This is a genomic window from Leeuwenhoekiella polynyae (assembly GCF_004104075.1).
GTDB classification, from domain to species: domain Bacteria; phylum Bacteroidota; class Bacteroidia; order Flavobacteriales; family Flavobacteriaceae; genus Leeuwenhoekiella; species Leeuwenhoekiella polynyae.
Genome location: NZ_QOVK01000006.1, coordinates 108,618 through 125,625, shown reverse-complemented (window position 1 = coordinate 125,625; position 17,008 = coordinate 108,618). Strand labels below are relative to the sequence as shown.

Sequence of the window (17,008 nt, the reverse complement as noted above, 5' to 3'; positions counted from 1 at the left end):
AAATGACCCCTTTTAATTTATCTGGAAAAACAGCACTAATTACCGGTGGAGCCAGCGGTATAGGACGTGCCATCGCAGAAGTATTTGCTAAAAACGGAGCTCAGGTTTACATTCTTGACTATAATGAAACGCAGGCAAAAGAAGTTGTTGAAACCTTTAGAGCTGATAACTTGGAGCTGCACTATAAAATATGCGATGTTTCTAAAGAAGATCAAGTACAGCACGTGATTGATGAGATCGCCGATGAAAATTCGCTTGATATATTGGTTAATAATGCAGGGGTTGCCCACGTGGGAAACATTGAAAATACCACCGAAGCAGATCTCGACCGTATTTATGCCATAAACATCAAGGGTGTATTTAACTGCGCAAAAGCCGTGATTAAACACATGAAAGGCAAAAACGGAGTCATTCTCAATATGGCTTCCATTGCATCTTCGGTTGGGATCTCAGACCGTTTTGCGTACTCGATGTCAAAAGGCGCCGTACTCACGATGACCTATTCCATCGCTAAAGATTATGTTGATGAGGGCATCAGATGCAACAGCATCTCCCCTGCCCGCGTGCATACGCCTTTTGTAGATGGTTTTATTGCAAAAAATTACCCCGACAATCAGGAAGAGATGTTTGAGAAACTATCTAAAACACAGCCATTAGGCCGCATGGGCAAACCTGTAGAAATCGCGCATTTAGCGCTGTACCTCGCCTCTGATGAAGCATCTTTTATCACCGGGACAGACTTCCCTATTGACGGCGGATTTATAAAACTAAATGGATAACTTTTTAACTGGAAGATTATGAAATTAATACGTTTCGGCGAAGCCGGAAATGAAAAACCGGGAGTGCTTTTAGACTCCGGAAAACGCATAGATGTATCGGGTTTTGGTGAAGATTACACCGAAGCATTTTTTGAAACAAATGGTCTTGACCGACTCAATACATGGTTAAGCAAAGAACTGGACAATTGTCCGGAAGTTTCCGCAGAAACCCGTCTGGGAGCACCTCTGATGCGGCCATCAAAAATTGTATGCATTGGTCTTAATTACGTTTCTCACGCTAAAGAAACCGGGATGGAAGTCCCTAAAGAACCCATTTTGTTCTTTAAAGCGACCTCGGCAATTGTGGGTCCCAATGACGATGTGATCATTCCCAAGGGAAGTGAAAAGACAGATTGGGAGGTTGAACTCGCTGTGGTAATCGGCAAAAAAGCCTCTTATGTGAGTGAAGCCGAAGCTTTAGATTATGTAGCAGGTTATACCCTACACAACGATTACAGCGAACGTGCCTTTCAGATCGAACGTGCCGGGCAATGGGTAAAGGGAAAAAGCTGCGACACCTTTGCGCCTTTAGGTCCTTTTATAGCGACCAAAGACGAAATCAAAGATCCTAACAACCTCAACCTGTGGCTAAAATTGAATGGTGAGGAATTGCAAAACAGCAATACTTCAGATTTTGTATTTAATGTGCAGCAGGTGGTGAGCTACATCAGCCAGTTTATGACCCTACTTCCGGGAGATGTCATTTCAACCGGAACTCCTTTTGGTGTAGGAATGGGCTTTAAGCCACCACGCTACCTCAAACCGGGCGATGTAGTTGAATTGGGTATCGAAGGTTTAGGTACTTCCAAGCAAACTGCAAAGGCTTATTCAGCAATTAAATAATCACAATAAATTTTAGATTACAGAACATTCTATTCTATACCAAAATCCATCCAGTTATTTTTTATGAAAACACGCGCTAAGCATTTCATAGAGTTCTGGATGGTTCTTTTTAAGCAAAATGGGATTTTCGAAAAAATATTCTGAAGCTACCGCAAAAAACTCCGCTTCATTAGTGCCTCCGTAACTGCGTATATCAGATTTATTGTCATTAATGGCCTCCATTTCTCTATGAATTAATTTTAGCCAGGGAATACTATACGAGTGAGCAATAAGTCGCTCGGGGGTACCATCTGCGACACCATCTGTCATATCTATCAAGTGTACGAACTCGTGAATGCCAGTATTGTGCAGATCTGATTTTTTATCAAAACCTTCATGAAGTGCTTTTCGTGAGAGTATCATCTGATGATTGAAGCGTCCTGAACCTACCATCCCGGCAATATGTTTCTGTTCATCTTTATGTCCAAAATTTAGATCATCGTTAAAATGATCTGGATATATAAGCACGGTACTCAGATTAATATAATGCCAGTCGGGAAATGCGAAAACAGGAATAATAGCACTTGCGGCTACTAATAATTTGTCAAGATCTTCTAACTCAAAATCAATACTTTCTATATAAACTTCACTCAAAAATTGCATCATCCGCTTTTGAAAACGCTTCTGTTCTGTAGCGGTGAGCTGGTCATAAAAGTGAACGTGTTGACATAATAAATTATGCCAGCCAGGTGGAAATGTAGCGGCTTTTCGCTTTTGCTGCCTGCTTAGTGTAATAATTGCAAAGGCCAACAAAAGCAATGCAACCACTATAATTATGTAGTTCATAGAGATATTCTCAAATAGAAAACGTTGGATCAAAAATAGTCATACTTAAAACGTGCAAGATATCTGATTTTGAATAATTTCAGAAATAAACAAAAATTACAATAATCACTTAGGTTTTCCAAGTGGGAAATGAGCTGGATTACGGGAGTGGTACTTATGGTCATCACCATAGTTATGGCGTTTACAGGACAATTATTACGATGGGATAATAACGGAGTATGGTCTGCAGTGGTCGCTGCAGAGCAAATGGGAAGAATACCCTTAATAGGCGATTCTATTGCTTATTTTTTATTGGGTGGAGATACCATAGGTGGAGAAACACTCAATCGTTTCTTTGCGATGCATGTATTCTTATTCCCGGCATTATTATTTTTAATCGTTACTTATCATTTATACCTTGTATTTAAAAATGGGATCTCAGAACCTCCTAAAGTTGGCAAACTTCTAAAACCAAAAACCTATAGAAAATGGTATGAAGACATGCTGATGAAAAAAGGGGTTCCTCTTTTTCCAGATGCCATCTGGCGTGATGCTGTATTTAGCGCTTTGGTATTCCTTATACTGGTTTGTCTCGCTTGGTTTATTGGTGCTCCTGCACTTACCTCAGAACCCGACTTGACCAATGTAAATGCCGATCCCAAACCCGATTGGTATTTTACCTGGATATTCGCGCTTTTTGCGTTAATGCCTCGACAAATAGAATCGTATGTTATGTTTTTGGGGCCTCTATTGGGAGGTTTTTTGCTTTTTTCCATTCCTTTCTTATCAAACAAAGGTGAACGGCACCCGTTGCGAAGACCTTGGGCAATAGCCGGTGTTACTTTTATCATACTTTCCATTTGTTCCTTGTGGTATATAGGAATTAAAGCACCCTAGTCACCGCGTTTTGATGCCAAACCTTTATCTAAATATACTACGGTACCTAAGACTTCTAAAAAAATAGAGAAAGGCATAGAACTTTTTAACACCGTAGGTTGTCTCTACTGCCATAAAATTGGTGATCAGGGTGGTATACGTGGACCGGAACTTACCAAAGTTCAAAATAGATTGACCAAAGAACAGATTATCATTAGAATTGTAAACGGTGCCGAAAACATGCCGGCTTATGGCGGAGCATTATCTAAAGAGGAAATGGATGCTATTGTAAGTTTTTTACTAGAACCTGATAAAAAATAAACTACTCTGCACTGAAATGAAAATGCAGAGGTTTACTTCACTGGGAATGGCCTGCTCTCTATAAATCATATTAAAACTAGAGAATTTCGGACAAACAAAAGCTTAACTTTTAATAGATTATTTGGTTATGAAATGTTTAAAAACTCAATGATTCTCTGATTTTGTTTACGATAAAACAGGTTTAGACTGGCACTAAACTGCAGGGAGGTATGGCGTGAAATGAGCAAGACTACAAGATAACATGTTTACTATAAAGTCCAGTTTCTATTCTCTAAAAGTAAAGCGCCCTATTATCTATATTTAAATTTCTAAAAGCAAAGCTATCTAATAGCTAAGCACTTCAACCTGCTGGTTGATTTCTAAAATTCGGTTTTCGCAAACCAGCAGATCGGTTAAAAACTGGCGTTCTTTGATTACCTTTTTGAAAAATAAATTCTTGTAATAGTCAATGCCTTCTTCCAGATTTTGTGTAAATCGGGTAAACTTTTTTGCTTCTCGTTTATTCGAAAAATCGGTGCTGTCTACAAGTTCCTTTAAGTAATTGATATACAATTGCAGTTCTTTAATAAATACATGTGGACGGTAACCGCTTAGCACATTCTTTCGTCCATAAATATGATCGGTGAGTTCTTTTAAAGAATAGTTACCCGAGAAATAGGCCAAATTTGGACCGGGACAAACGGTCACAAAATCCATTTTCTTTACAAAACTGAAATTGTAATTTTTAGCGACACTATTGCACAAACCGGTACATAAACATTCTTTCTGAAACAACAGATCAGCTTGCTTTGCCTTTTCAGTACTCGATAAATCGGAATGTTGAATTTGCTTCAGTTTCAATTTTTGATATTTATGCGAAGCGGTACAAATCGGTTTTTCGGTAAATTCCGTATTCGATTCTAATAATTTCTCGGGGCACGAACTGCCGGGTTTATTTCTTAAAATATTTTTTCTTCGGAATTCTTCTCCGCTAGCTCCCTTCAGGTAATTAAACCGAACTCCCAATGGAGAACTATGGCTTAAAACAATATCTTCTTCTTTCGATTTTTGAAGTTTCCTTAGGGTTTCCTCATCGACATTAGTTACTTCCGGACACAGTAAAAATGGGGATCCCCAACCGGTCGCATCAGCCTGAAAATAATCTTTCAACAAGTTGTTTTCTTCAAAAGTTCCGATTCCACCCTGAACGGTAATCTTTATTTCGGGTAATTCAAAAGTTTCAGCTTCTTCAGTAATAACACTTCGGTAAAGTGCCGATAATTCTGATTGTAATTCAGCTTTATTCTGCTTAAATTCTTCCATTATCGGGCCCATTAAATAACCATCAGTTGCAAAAGCGTGACCACCGCAATTTAGGCCTGATTCGATTCTAAATTCACTTACCCAAATACCACGTTTGGCGAGGTATTTTCCCTGAATTAAAGCCGAACGGTAATCGCTGACTTTTATAGCGATGGCTTTGTTGAATTTTCCGTTGCTATCGGGATGAAAGGTTGTAAAAGAAGACAGATAATTAAATAATCTTGGATTCATTCCTGCTGAAAAAACTAGGGTTGAATTCTCTAAATTACTTTCTGCATACCCTTTTAAAGCCTGTAAGGCATCAGATCCATTTTCTATAACTTCTTTGTTTTCATCGATTTGATCGCTATCAATCTTCGTCATAATATTGACTTCAATCGCACCGGGTGTAACCTCTTTTCTCAACTCAGTTTCCAGATTTTCTTTTTCTGAAGGATCAGTTAGCTGAAGAAATTTAAGGTATTTCTGTTTTAAGTCAGAAACTTCAGGCAGCATTTCGAAATACTTGGTAATTTCTGAAGTGCCTGAAAAAGCAGCGGTTTTCATCTCTTCTACCTTCTTTTTCACTTCTTCACCAATCAGATTCAAATAATCAGTTATCCGTTTGGCTCTAAAATCAGGTTCTTTTTTGCTTATAGGCTTAAAAGGCTCGTTGTTCAATTTGTAATAATACGCACGCATTTTTTCGATAAGGTGATCTTCAATAATTGAAATGGAAGAATTTATTCCAAAATGCGCCACTTTTAACGGTGTGTCTATGGTGTAAGCAATGCCCATTACCGGGATATGAAATTGATGTGGGGATATGGCGTTTTTCATTTATTTTTAGTTTAATACCCAAAGATGAAAAGTAGCTACCGTTTAAAATATGATATATGTCAGGTTTTTAATTTTAGTAGTGAGATTTGAGAAGTTGCCAATCACCAAAATCACTATTAATAGATTTGACTATGCATCTTGTGGATTTGGAAAAGTGATAACCTTCTATTTATACCAACTTTATATCATACTTTAAAATTAAAGTAAACTACTAAGGGTAAGCCTATCTGGCCGACAAAGGCAGGTCCAAGAAGCACTAAACTGAACAATACATTTTTAGAACGAGGCAAGTCTCGGAGCATTTAATCTCGATTATCGAGTAAAATGAATATAAAAAATATGGTTTATAACAGAGATGAATGCTTTAAAAACATGTAAGCTTTCACACTAAATGAAACATTTGACAATTCTTTAGAATTAATTTATCGACTTCCATACAATTCTAGCCTATTTTTGATATTCCCTATGCAGCAGATGTTTTCTCATCAATAGAAAGTGCTACAGAATCATTAATTTCTTATTTTCAATCAAAATACAGTTGACAAAACCTGATAAACAGAAAAAGAAATCAACCAAACGCAAGCGTTATTTTGGACTTATTTTGGGACTTATAATTTTGGTACCAATAGGTCTATTCACCTTAGGATGGCAAAGTCGAAATTTAATTATAGATGGTTTACAGGAATGGTATAACGCCAATCAAGAGGGAACTTTAAAAATTGGTGATGTAGAGGCTACTTTTTTAACCGGTTTTCCCAATGTTGGTTTTACGATCAACAACATTTTTCAAAGTGAAAAGGATTCTATTACTTTTAAAAGGAAATCAATTTTTATTGATAAAGCCTTAGTGACGATTAGTACTCGTGATCTTATTCGCGGAGACTTTCAATTTAAGCGCATAAATATTGATAGTGTTTCTATTTATTCTGAAGTAGTCTCTGATAAGTCTTATGAATATCACGTAAAGCAAAAATTAAACAATCTTTCTAATACTAATTCTCCTTTTGTTTTTCCTTCTTGGATAGATCCTAACGCTACAAAATTTAGAGTCAAACAACTAAAATATGTTGCGAAGGATAGTATGTTTCACAAGCATTTTGATATAGCGTTTCACAATATTCGTAGTGAACTTAAAATGAATAAATCAGTTATAAAGGGTTCTTTGAGTTTTGAAGCTGATGTCAATAAGCTGGGGTTTAATACAAAAAAAGGGAGCTTCTTAAAAAGAACCAAAGTATCAGGCAATCCTGAATTCACCTTAGATACAGATACAAATGTTTTAAATGTTTCCGATTTTATACTAACATTAGATGGAGAGCAATTTAGGGTGAGTTCTAGCTTTGATTTAATAGAACCTTCCTATCACCTTAGTCTTTCAAACGACAAGCTTCACTTTGATTCTTTACACAAATTTCTTTCTGATAGCATTGCAAAAAAGATTGCGCCGTATGCAATCAAAAAACCTATTAAGACAAGTCTCACCCTAGATGGCTTATTTCAATTTAGAAATACACCAGAGATCAATGCCGATTTTAAAAGCACAGATAATACGGTAAGTTTTAGCGATAATTATACGCTCTCAAATACCAGTTTTGAAGGAAACTTAACGAATAAGATATATGAATCTGATAGCCTTCAGAGCTTAAAAGGCACTAAAAAAGATATCAAAATAGTTTTCAATAAGGTCACTGGTAATCTCAAAGGGATGGTTTTAAACTTAGACAATAGTTATTATCAATCTACACCTGAGTATCATAATTATGTCGTAGCAAATCTAAATATAGCGGGTAAAAACGAATCGATCGCCCAAGTATTAAACAATGAAAATTTTGATTTTAAAGGAGGGGATTTTACTTTAAATGCTAAGCTTAGCGGAGATATTGATCATCCTGAAAATCTATTCAACTTTGCAGAAGGAAACTTTTTACTCAACAATAGTCAAGTTGTTCTGAAGAAAAATGGATTGCAATTACCCGTAAAAACCATCAAGCTTAGTTTAGATAATAAAAAATCACTTTTAGAAGAGCTAAACATTGAACTTGAAAGAAGCGAGAATCTCGTTTTTACAGGCCATCTCAATAATATATCTTCTTTGATATCAAATAATCCAGTGGAACCCACAAGTAGTTATGTGGAGTTAAAATCTGAATCTTTGAATGTAGATGAACTCATTGCTACAGCTAAAGAAATGATTCCGGAATCTGATAAAAGCAAGGACGACCGTAAAACCATAAATGAAGTCCTCACGACTATTTTTAATAAATTTCATCCCCGATTTAAACTCAACTTAGACAATGTTGTTTACAACTCAATTCAGTATCAAAATGTAAGTTCAGATATTGAATTGACAAGTACTGAGAACATTAGCATTAATGATTTTCACATCAATTATCAAGGATCTGAAACCGACTTAAATGGAAGTTTAGTTGTGCCTAGAACAGATAATGCTAACAGCCAACCCATTCATCTTAATATTAAAGCAAAGTCTCAGGGTACTCTTGCTGTTTTTCAAGATTTATTTGAGATAAAATTAGTAAATATCAATGCCGGTGACTTTGAATTTTCAGGAAGTGTAGCCGGAAACATTCAAAAATTTAATCAACTTCTGGATAATGCCAAGGGTACTTTAAAGTTAAAAAATGCAAACTTCTACTATCCTAATGCTGGGCTTGATATCGACTTTGATTCGTTATCAGTAAATATTACAAATTCTAATATCATTTTAGATCAGGTAGAGCTAGAAGTGGGTGCCTTGCATCCTTTTATTTTAAATGGAACTATAAATAATTTCACCAATATCCTTTTAAATAATCAAAACGAAAGAGGCAGTGTCTATCTAAATGTAGAAGCTCCTTTTGTAGATGGAGACCAGTGGATTGAGGTCGTTAACTCTTTAGGCAAAAAAGAAGAATCAAATTCTAAAACAAAATTAAGAAAATTACCAAAGGCTTTTGAAGATATCAACAGATTAAAACCTAAGCTTTCTCTAAATATCGACTCTTTAAAATACAAGGAATTGATCACTAAAGACGTTGATGCTTCGGTCTATTTTGTGAACGATTCGGTTTTAAAATTAGATTACCTCAATGTCAACTACAAAAATTCTCAAGCTTCCCTGACCGGAAGCATTCGATCATTAAAAAAGATTGAAAACGGTAATGAAAGCCCATTCGATTTTAAATTTAAGGCAAATGCTTCGGGCAATACTACTGACCTTAATGACTATTTAAAAACAATCAATTTTATATTTGAGTCGGGAAAATTTGAGTTTGAAGGTGAGTACAACGGGGAAGCTTCAGACTTAGCCATTTTCAATACAGATGCAACAGGAAGTTTAAAATTGGTAGATTCTAAAGTTAATTTTCCGTTAGCAGATATTCAGATACCTATAGATAGTCTTCGCTTAGAGATCAATAACGATTTTGCTAATCTCGAAACTTTAAATATAAACCTGCCCGGTAAAAGTGCATTGCGTGTTTCTGGATCTATTAATAATTTCTCTGATTTCATCAATAATTCAATAGAAAATGAAGAGCACATTTCAACTTTTGATATCAGTTCCCCCTATCTCAACACTGCAGATGTTGTGACTCTTTTTGATTCGAGAAAAAAAAATAAAGACAGATTAAACAAAAACCCCCTAAAGATTCAAAACCTAAAGGATATTCTGAATACCATTAATGACTCCTATTATCCACAGGGAAACATTGCAATTGATACACTCATTCATAAAAATTTAAGGCTGACAGATTTTGACACGTACCTCCTTTTTGACAATAAAGAAAATCTGAAAATTCAAAAAAGCAATATTGACTTCTATGAGGGTAAATTGCATATTGAAGCTGTTGCCAATATATCTGAACCCAATAATTTACCAGTATCTCTTACTATTGATGCAACTAACGTAGATATTAAAAAATTTGCTGAAGGTCTTGAGTATTTTGGGAGTAAAAACTTAGAGGACATAGCTAAACTGGGTGGAATAATAAACTTGAATCTTCTTGCAACAGGAGTACTCAATAATGATGGAACGCTAAATCCTGATAGTCTAAATGGTGAACTGCAGTTGAATCTTCAAAACCTCACGCTGCATAACTACAAACCTTTGATGGAAAGTGTTGTTTTACTTAAAGAAAATCGCTTTAAAGAATTAGAGTTTAGACCTATTAATCAAACCTTTAAAGTGGTAAATGGGGAAATAATTATTCCACGGACTGAAATTCAATCTTCTGCAATTCAGGTTTTTGCTGAAGGAACAATCAAACTAGATGACTATGTCAATATTTGGTTTTCTGTGCCTTGGAAGAATTTAAAGTCAAATGACGGACTTTCATTACCGAAAAAGACCACTTTTGATGAGGCTGGTGCTAAATTCTACATCAACCTCCTTCAAGATCAAGAGAGTGTGAAAAAACGAAAACAAAAACTTCACTTCAAAATCAAATTGTGGAATAGCAAATTGAAAAACTCTGAAGAAGAATGATATACTAGTTCTAGTACTAATTGATTTTAGCTGATAAAAAAAAGCCTCAATAAAATTGAGGTCTCGTTGCTGTTTAATGGTAAAATAACACACTTGTAATTAACATTTAAACAGGTGTTTTTATTTTTCGCTGGTTCATTCAGTATTTAGTATTATGGTAGTTACTGAACGTGATGGAATTCTTAACTCTTCATGTTTAAAGAGTTGTATTTTTTCAAGATCAGAACCCTCTGATGTCACATAACTTTCAACCGTAAAAGGTTTTACTTCCTCCTCAAAGTTGAGGTTGATTATTTTGTTTTCTAAAGCAGAATTGATAAAAACAAGTACTGTTCTTGAATCATCAGGACTTTTATATGCTGAATAAACGAAATCTTCATTAAGTATATCTTGCTCAAATCCTTTAAGGGCTACTCGTTGATATCCCGGTCTGATGAACCTGCTGTAATTACCTAAAGCCCATAACATTTTACTTTCATAAAAATTACCATCATATTTGTTCTTGTCAATATAAACCAAACCGTCTTTATAGTCATAAGCAGAAATAGCAGTCCACCAATGCCAGGCACTTGCGTTTGCAAAAACGAGATCACTATGAATCACCTGAGCCATATATAATGCTGAATCCATTCCTAAGTCTCTACCGTTTCCGTTTATTTCACCATTATTATCACCCAGAATACAGTATTCACTCATCCAAAAGTGTAAATCTGAAACTTCTGCAATTGCATCACCTAAATCTTGACGTTGCTTCACCATATTTTTAAAAGGTGAAGTTGTAAAGTAGCTGTGTGCCGAAACTGCTGGATTCACGTGTGCTAGGTGTCCTAAGTAATTTTCTGAAGAATTATCAAAAAATGAATTAATCACATCTCCTCTACCCGTTTTGTTTCCAGACTCTGTTAGATAGTTAATTTGAGCCGTTTCTGCGATGTCTATAAATGTATTATCCAGGTTTCTGCTTTCTAATTCATAATCTAAAGCACGTACTAAATCTGAAATCTCATGGTTCCAAAATGGAGTACCCTCCTGACCACCGTCTGCCCAGTCCCATTGAGGCTCGTTAACCGGACTTATATAATTTACTTTTAAGCCATTTTTCTCTAATTGTTGCGCTACGTCTGCCAAATACTTAGCAAAGTCGCTATAATTCTTAGCTCTGAGATTAGATCTGTTTTTATTACTAGTATAGGCCTTATTATTACGTGTAAATTTAACCGGCGGACTATTGGAAAAAAGCAAAAGATCTTTAACTCCTCTCTGTTTTGCAGCATTTGCAAACCACACTTGCCCTTGATGCTTATCCCAATCATAAGTATCACCTTCTCCGTAAAAAGATTCAGCTCTTCTCCACTCATCTTTTATACCACTTTCATCACCCTGTTCTGCGCTTCCTGCACCTAGATTAAACCTCCAGAGACTCAAGCCTATTCCTTTAGGATTAGCAGAACTATCATTTTCTGTACTAAAAAGCAGATCTGCAATTTTCTCGCGTTTTGATAAGGGCCAGTTTCTACCCACAAACTGTACAGACCAAGCATCAGATGCCCCGAAATTGTCTATATATTGAAAGGTTGTTTTAGAATCTAAATATAGATTGATCGCAGTACTTTCACTTTGAACAAGGTTAAGGGGTTTATCCTTCCAGCTTATTAAAAATGTAGCGCTTGCTATAGATGCAAGAACAACAAAAGAAATGAATACTTTTAATTTCAAAATAATTCTTTTAATGAATACTATTACTAAGGTTAAATTCAATTAGCATTATCAATAATTTATAACTTAAATATAGTAGGTAAATCGATTAAATATCGGGTGTTATTAGATTTTTTTAAACCAATTCATCTACTTTTTTGATTTGTTTATGAATTTTCACTCTCACAGATTTACTAATTGGTGTTTGACTACGTTCTGCAAAATGATTGTACGGAACCAAAATATTAGTTTCGGGAAAATATGAAGCGATATTCCCTTTTGGGATATTATAAGGTATCATTAGAAATTTATTCGCTTTACGCAGTATGCCATCATATTCACTTGTGATATCAACCACATCTAATTTTTGCAAACCAAGTTTATCCATATCCTTTTGGTTCATAAAAACTACTCGACGTTCATTATAAACTCCACGATATCTATCGTCAAGGCCATAAATTGTCGTGTTGAACTGGTCATGTGATCTAATGGTCATCAACATAAATTCATCTTCTGCTAAAGTATGCTGCGGTAACTTATTAACCGTAATTTGTGCTCTCCCTCCCGGAAGCATACTAAAATCAAGATTACGCACATTGTTAGGCAAATAATACCCGTGACCTTCAGAGCGCTTAGAAGTATCATTAAAGCCTTTAGCTACGAGGTCAATATATTCTCTTATAATCCCATAATCTTCTCCCATTGCCATCCAATTTACAGGATGGTTACTTTTAAAATAGGCATCGGCTATCTCGGCAATTATAAGTGGTTCACTTTTTACATTTCCTGAAGCTGGTTTTAGAATTCCTTTAGACTGACTCACTTTTCCCATACTATTTTCTACGGTAAAGTATTGCTGTTTTCCTTTGATGTTATCTTTCTCGGAACGTCCTAGTGTTGGTAGGATCAAAGCCGTTTTGCCAGTAACCAAATGGGTTCTATTAAGTTTTGTACTTATTTGTACTGAAAGCTCGCAGTTCTGTATGGCTTCAGCGGTATATTTTGTGTCTGAGGCGGCCATCAGGAAATTCCCACCTAGGCAAAAGAATGCTTTTGCTTTGCCGTCGTGCATCGCTTCCATAGACTCAACCACATCTAATCCTTTTTTGGTAGGCGGATTAAAATACATAAATTCTTTTATCCGCGCATTCATCGCTTCGTCAACAAAATGCTGAATACCCACACTACGGTCACCTTGTACATTGCTATGACCTCTTACCGGACAGGTACCGGCGCCAGGTTTTCCTAAGGCTCCTTTTAATAATAACAGGTTTACAAACTCTCGTATATTTTCTACACCATTCTTATGTTGAGTTAATCCCATAGCCCAGCAAACAATAATTCGTTCAGAATTACGAAGCATTGCTACGGCTTTGTTCACATCAGATTCCTGCACACCGGCACGGGCTAACAGATCTGCTTCATCGTATTGCATGATGTCCTCTAAAAACGCATCATAACCGGCGGTATATTTTTCTATAAAAGCATGGTCAAAAACCTTTTGATCTATAGAATCTAAAGTGGCTAACTTTTTAAGAATCAATTTCATCAGCGGAATATCCTGATTGATCTGTACGGGAAGATGCAAATCTGCCATCTGCACGCCACCACCAAGGGTGCCACTTAAATGCTGCGGATTTTTAAAATTCACCAACCCTGACTCTTCCAGCGGATTGATACTGATTATCTTTCCTCCGTTATTTTTACATTTTTCCAGAGCAGACATCATACGCGGATGATTAGTTCCCGGATTTTGACCAGCAATGATGATTACTTCAGCTTCATATAAATCTTCTAAAACAGTTGACCCCTTACCTATTCCTAAAGTTTCACCCAGCGCTACACCACTAGACTCGTGGCACATATTGGAGCAGTCGGGCATATTATTAGTACCAAAAGCTCTAGCAAACATCCCGTATAAAAATGCAGCTTCATTGCTAGAGCGGCCAGACGTATAAAAGATCGCTTCGTCAGGATGATCTAATCTTTCAAGGTGTTTAGCGATTAAACCATAAGCTTCTGTCCAGGTAATTGGCTCATAGTGCACACTATTGGGCCTAAGAACTAATGGCTCTATCAAACGCCCAAATTTATTGAGTTCGTAGTCCGAAAGTTGAGATAATTCTTCAACCGTCCATTTTTTAAACAAACCAGCATCTGCCTTTGCAGTAGTTGCTTCATCAGCTAGTGCCTTGGCTCCATTTTCACAATATTCAGCTACCGGAGATCTGTTTTCAGGATCTGGCCACGCACAACTGGGACAATCAAAACCATCTTTCTGATTCATTTTGAGCAATGCACCCATAGATCTTAAAACACCCATTTCTTTAAAGCCGTGTTTCAGCGCTTCCTTAACCCCCAGCATTCCTGCTGCATCACGCACAGGTTCTCCTAATCTTATATTAGTAAATTCTTCAATTCCCGTTATAGATACATTTCTCTTAAAGTCGTTAGCCATTTTGATCTTTTAATTCGTTTACAATCAGAGAAGAAACACGCTGTAATTCTCCCATTTATTTTCAATCAATTTAACCATAAAATATAGGGATGACTACTAAGAAAAAACTAAAAGCTTCAAAGAAAACAGGTATCGATGAATTAGCAAGTTATTTCAAATTGATAAAAAGCTGTTAATAGCTGGTAATCCTTACCTAACTGCTAAAACATATCGTTATATTCGCTAAGACATAACGCTTTAAATGTATGATTTCAGTAACCGAAGCTCAAAAACTTATCATTCAGAATGCAAAACAACTTGATACTGTAACGGTTGATCTTGAAAATACGTTCGGTTATTTTTTAGCTGAAGATTTAATGGCACCAATCAACCTTCCCTCCTTTAGACAATCTGCGATGGACGGTTATGCCTTTATTCATACCGGTAAAACTCAATTAAAAATCGTAGGGCAGGTACAAGCCGGCGATACTCAAATCCCTGACCTGAAAGAAGGAGAAGCAATTCGTATTTTTACAGGAGCACCGGTTCCTGATGCTGCTGATACTGTTGTTATACAAGAACATACCATACGTAGTGGAGACGAACTCATTCTTGAAAGGTTACCAAATAGAAAAGCTAATGTCAGACCTGTTGGTGAGCAAATTACCGAGGGAACTCATGTACTTAAAAAAGGGCATCAGGTTAATGAGGCTACAATAGGTTTTTTAGCTGGTCTCGGTATTACGCAAATTGAAGTTTACCGCAAACCTTCGGTGACAATTTTAACGACGGGTAATGAATTGCAAAAACCCGGTACCCCGTTAAAACCCAATCATATTTATGAGAGCAACGGGATAATGCTTAAAAATGCTTTAAGCCGAATAGGTATTACTGAGGTTCAAATCTCAAAAGCTGAAGATACACTAGCAGCCACTCAAGAAGCAGTTAAAAAAGCACTACAACATTCTGATGTTCTCTTGGTTTCCGGCGGAATTTCAGTAGGTGATTATGATTTTGTGCAAAAAGCATTACTGAATAATTGCGTTAAAGAACACTTTTATAAAGTAAATCAAAAACCCGGAAAACCCTTATGGTTTGGTACAACTGAAAATAGATCAGTTTTTGGCTTACCTGGTAATCCGGCTTCTAGCCTTACGGCATTTTATATATATGTATTACCGCATTTACATAGCAGAATGGGTAGTTTAAAACCCTTCCTAAATGAACGAAAAGCAGAACTTACTGAAGATATAAACAACAAGATTGGCAAAACCCTCTTCTTAAAAGCGGGCGTTTCAACTACTAAAATCACACCTTACACCGGGCAAGCGAGCTCTATGCTCAACACCTATGCTCTGAGCAATGCTTTACTTGTCGTTCCTGAAACAGAAACTGCATTAAAGACAGGTGATCTGGTAAATTATATAGATCTAAGCTTTTAAATATGAAACAAGTAAAAAGCAGAATTTGGATTGAAAAAGAAGGAGAAGTTTTCTTAGGCTATGGTCGTGTAATCTTACTTAAAAAAGTGGCCGAAACACGATCAATAAGTGCTGCGGCAAAAGCCATCGGGATGTCTTATAAAAAGGCATGGAATCTCATAAACACAATGAACACCAGCTCATCACAACCTCTCGTAATTACAAATACTGGTGGTAAAGATGGTGGCGGGACGGCTATTACAGATTATGGCCACAAAATGATAGAAGAATTTGAAACGCTAAACAAAGCGTGTGAAGCATTTTTAAATGAAAAATTTAATACGCTAAAAGAGGTCAAAAGCTAGTTTTATGAATGCTTTAGCTAACATACCAGCTTATATTTTATGTGGAGGAAAAAGCTCCCGTATGGGCAGAGATAAAGGTTTAGTAATACTTCAAGATAAGCCACTTATTACTAATATTATCAGTTCTTTAAAAAAAATTACAATTAATATTTTTTTAGTGACAGATAATCAGGATTACTTGAGTTTTGGATTTCCTTTGCTTAGTGATAATTATAAAGACAGAGGTCCGTTGGGAGGTATTCAAACAGCGCTCAATCATACACAAAGTGAAAAGGTTTTTATGCTGAGTTGTGATATTCCACTCCTAACTGTTGATACACTATTTACCCTTTTGAAAAAGGCAGAAAATGATGCTAAAATATCTTTTGCAACCTCTGGTAAAAACTGGCATCCTTTAGTCGGGATTTATTCAAAAAGCCTTTTATCAGCTATAGAAAATGCTATAGAAAATGACCGTTTAAAACTTATAAATTTTATAAAAGAACACCAGTATCAGGAGATCGAAATAGAAGACTCTAAGTCACTAACCAACATTAATTTTCCTGAAGAATTGAAACAACTGGAGCAAATTGAATAGTATGAAAGTTACACTAAAATATTTTGGACAATTGGTTGATGTGATGGGTAATCACGAAGAAACCCAAGAGATTGACGTGAAGAATTCTAATGAATTACTAGAGCAAATGAAACAAAATAACCCTATAAGTCACATTCCGTTTCAACTGGCAATAAATGATGTCTTGATAGATCAGGAAGAGTCAAAAAAATTGAATGATGGAGATGTGATTGCATTATTACCTCCTTATGCAGGTGGTTAACTAACT

13 protein-coding genes are annotated in these 17,008 nt (G+C 36.1%); 9 read left to right on the top strand and 4 right to left on the bottom strand.

The features are described from left to right. The first annotated feature begins 2 nt into the window (after positions 1-2). Complete coding sequence (locus tag DSM02_RS09170; protein WP_128765339.1) at positions 3-779, top strand: SDR family NAD(P)-dependent oxidoreductase; 777 nt, start codon at positions 3-5, stop codon at positions 777-779. A gap of 18 nt (positions 780-797) precedes the next feature. After that, the gene (locus DSM02_RS09165; RefSeq protein WP_128765338.1) at positions 798-1,661 is read left to right on the top strand and encodes a fumarylacetoacetate hydrolase family protein; all 864 of its coding nucleotides are present in this window, start codon (positions 798-800) and stop codon (positions 1,659-1,661) included. Between the two features lie 54 nt (positions 1,662-1,715). On the opposite strand, the gene DSM02_RS09160 is transcribed toward DSM02_RS09165, so the two are convergent. Further along, positions 1,716-2,486 carry a M90 family metallopeptidase gene (locus tag DSM02_RS09160; RefSeq protein WP_128765337.1) on the bottom strand — a complete coding sequence of 257 codons (771 nt, stop codon included), beginning with the start codon at positions 2,484-2,486 and terminating at the stop codon, positions 1,716-1,718. A 129-nt stretch (positions 2,487-2,615) separates the two neighbouring features. Here DSM02_RS09160 and DSM02_RS09155 point away from each other — a divergent pair, with 129 nt between their 5' ends. After that, positions 2,616-3,362, top strand: a complete 747-nt coding sequence (locus DSM02_RS09155; protein ID WP_205875112.1) for a cytochrome b N-terminal domain-containing protein — start codon at positions 2,616-2,618, stop codon at positions 3,360-3,362. A gap of 63 nt (positions 3,363-3,425) precedes the next feature. Then, complete coding sequence (locus DSM02_RS20500) at positions 3,426-3,662, top strand: c-type cytochrome (RefSeq protein ID WP_205875123.1); 237 nt, start codon at positions 3,426-3,428, stop codon at positions 3,660-3,662. Between the two features lie 324 nt (positions 3,663-3,986). On the opposite strand, the gene DSM02_RS09150 is transcribed toward DSM02_RS20500, so the two are convergent. Continuing rightward, positions 3,987-5,783, bottom strand: coding sequence for a hypothetical protein (locus tag DSM02_RS09150; protein WP_128765336.1), 1,797 nt, complete (start codon positions 5,781-5,783; stop codon positions 3,987-3,989). Between the two features lie 538 nt (positions 5,784-6,321). Here DSM02_RS09150 and DSM02_RS09145 point away from each other — a divergent pair. Next, positions 6,322-10,266, top strand: a complete 3,945-nt coding sequence (locus DSM02_RS09145; protein WP_128765335.1) for an AsmA family protein — start codon at positions 6,322-6,324, stop codon at positions 10,264-10,266. 135 nt (positions 10,267-10,401) lie between these two features. On the opposite strand, the gene DSM02_RS09140 is transcribed toward DSM02_RS09145, so the two are convergent. Both DSM02_RS09140 and DSM02_RS09135 read right to left on the bottom strand, forming a co-directional pair. Next, positions 10,402-11,982: a glycoside hydrolase gene (locus DSM02_RS09140; protein ID WP_240674019.1), complete on the bottom strand. Its 1,581-nt coding sequence runs from the start codon at positions 11,980-11,982 to the stop codon at positions 10,402-10,404. Positions 11,983-12,097: 115 nt separating this feature from the next. After that, positions 12,098-14,419: an FdhF/YdeP family oxidoreductase gene (locus DSM02_RS09135; RefSeq protein WP_128765334.1), complete on the bottom strand. Its 2,322-nt coding sequence runs from the start codon at positions 14,417-14,419 to the stop codon at positions 12,098-12,100. Between the two features lie 245 nt (positions 14,420-14,664). On the opposite strand from DSM02_RS09135, the gene DSM02_RS09130 reads away from it, so the two are divergent. The 4 genes from DSM02_RS09130 to DSM02_RS09115 are packed head-to-tail and all read left to right on the top strand — an operon-like array spanning position 14,665 to position 17,002. Beyond that, entirely contained in the window at positions 14,665-15,840 is a 1,176-nt protein-coding gene (locus tag DSM02_RS09130) for a molybdopterin molybdotransferase MoeA (protein ID WP_128765333.1), read from the top strand. Between the two features lie 2 nt (positions 15,841-15,842). Next, positions 15,843-16,184, top strand: a complete 342-nt coding sequence (locus DSM02_RS09125; RefSeq protein ID WP_128765332.1) for a winged helix-turn-helix domain-containing protein — start codon at positions 15,843-15,845, stop codon at positions 16,182-16,184. Between the two features lie 4 nt (positions 16,185-16,188). Continuing rightward, positions 16,189-16,761: a molybdenum cofactor guanylyltransferase gene (gene mobA / locus DSM02_RS09120; RefSeq protein WP_128765331.1), complete on the top strand. Its 573-nt coding sequence runs from the start codon at positions 16,189-16,191 to the stop codon at positions 16,759-16,761. A gap of 1 nt (position 16,762) precedes the next feature. Next, the gene (locus DSM02_RS09115; RefSeq protein WP_128765330.1) at positions 16,763-17,002 is read left to right on the top strand and encodes a MoaD/ThiS family protein; all 240 of its coding nucleotides are present in this window, start codon (positions 16,763-16,765) and stop codon (positions 17,000-17,002) included. Positions 17,003-17,008: the final 6 nt, after the last annotated feature.

Coding starts and splice junctions, on each gene's coding strand:
- DSM02_RS09170 (WP_128765339.1), top strand. CDS start 3: ATGACCCCTTTTAATTTATCTGGAAAAACAGCACTAATTACCGGTGGA.
- DSM02_RS09165 (WP_128765338.1), top strand. CDS start 798: ATGAAATTAATACGTTTCGGCGAAGCCGGAAATGAAAAACCGGGAGTG.
- DSM02_RS09160 (WP_128765337.1), bottom strand. CDS start 2,486: ATGAACTACATAATTATAGTGGTTGCATTGCTTTTGTTGGCCTTTGCA.
- DSM02_RS09155 (WP_205875112.1), top strand. CDS start 2,616: ATGAGCTGGATTACGGGAGTGGTACTTATGGTCATCACCATAGTTATG.
- DSM02_RS09150 (WP_128765336.1), bottom strand. CDS start 5,783: ATGAAAAACGCCATATCCCCACATCAATTTCATATCCCGGTAATGGGC.
- DSM02_RS09135 (WP_128765334.1), bottom strand. CDS start 14,419: ATGGCTAACGACTTTAAGAGAAATGTATCTATAACGGGAATTGAAGAA.
- DSM02_RS09130 (WP_128765333.1), top strand. CDS start 14,665: ATGATTTCAGTAACCGAAGCTCAAAAACTTATCATTCAGAATGCAAAA.
- DSM02_RS09125 (WP_128765332.1), top strand. CDS start 15,843: ATGAAACAAGTAAAAAGCAGAATTTGGATTGAAAAAGAAGGAGAAGTT.
- mobA (WP_128765331.1), top strand. CDS start 16,189: ATGAATGCTTTAGCTAACATACCAGCTTATATTTTATGTGGAGGAAAA.
- DSM02_RS09115 (WP_128765330.1), top strand. CDS start 16,763: ATGAAAGTTACACTAAAATATTTTGGACAATTGGTTGATGTGATGGGT.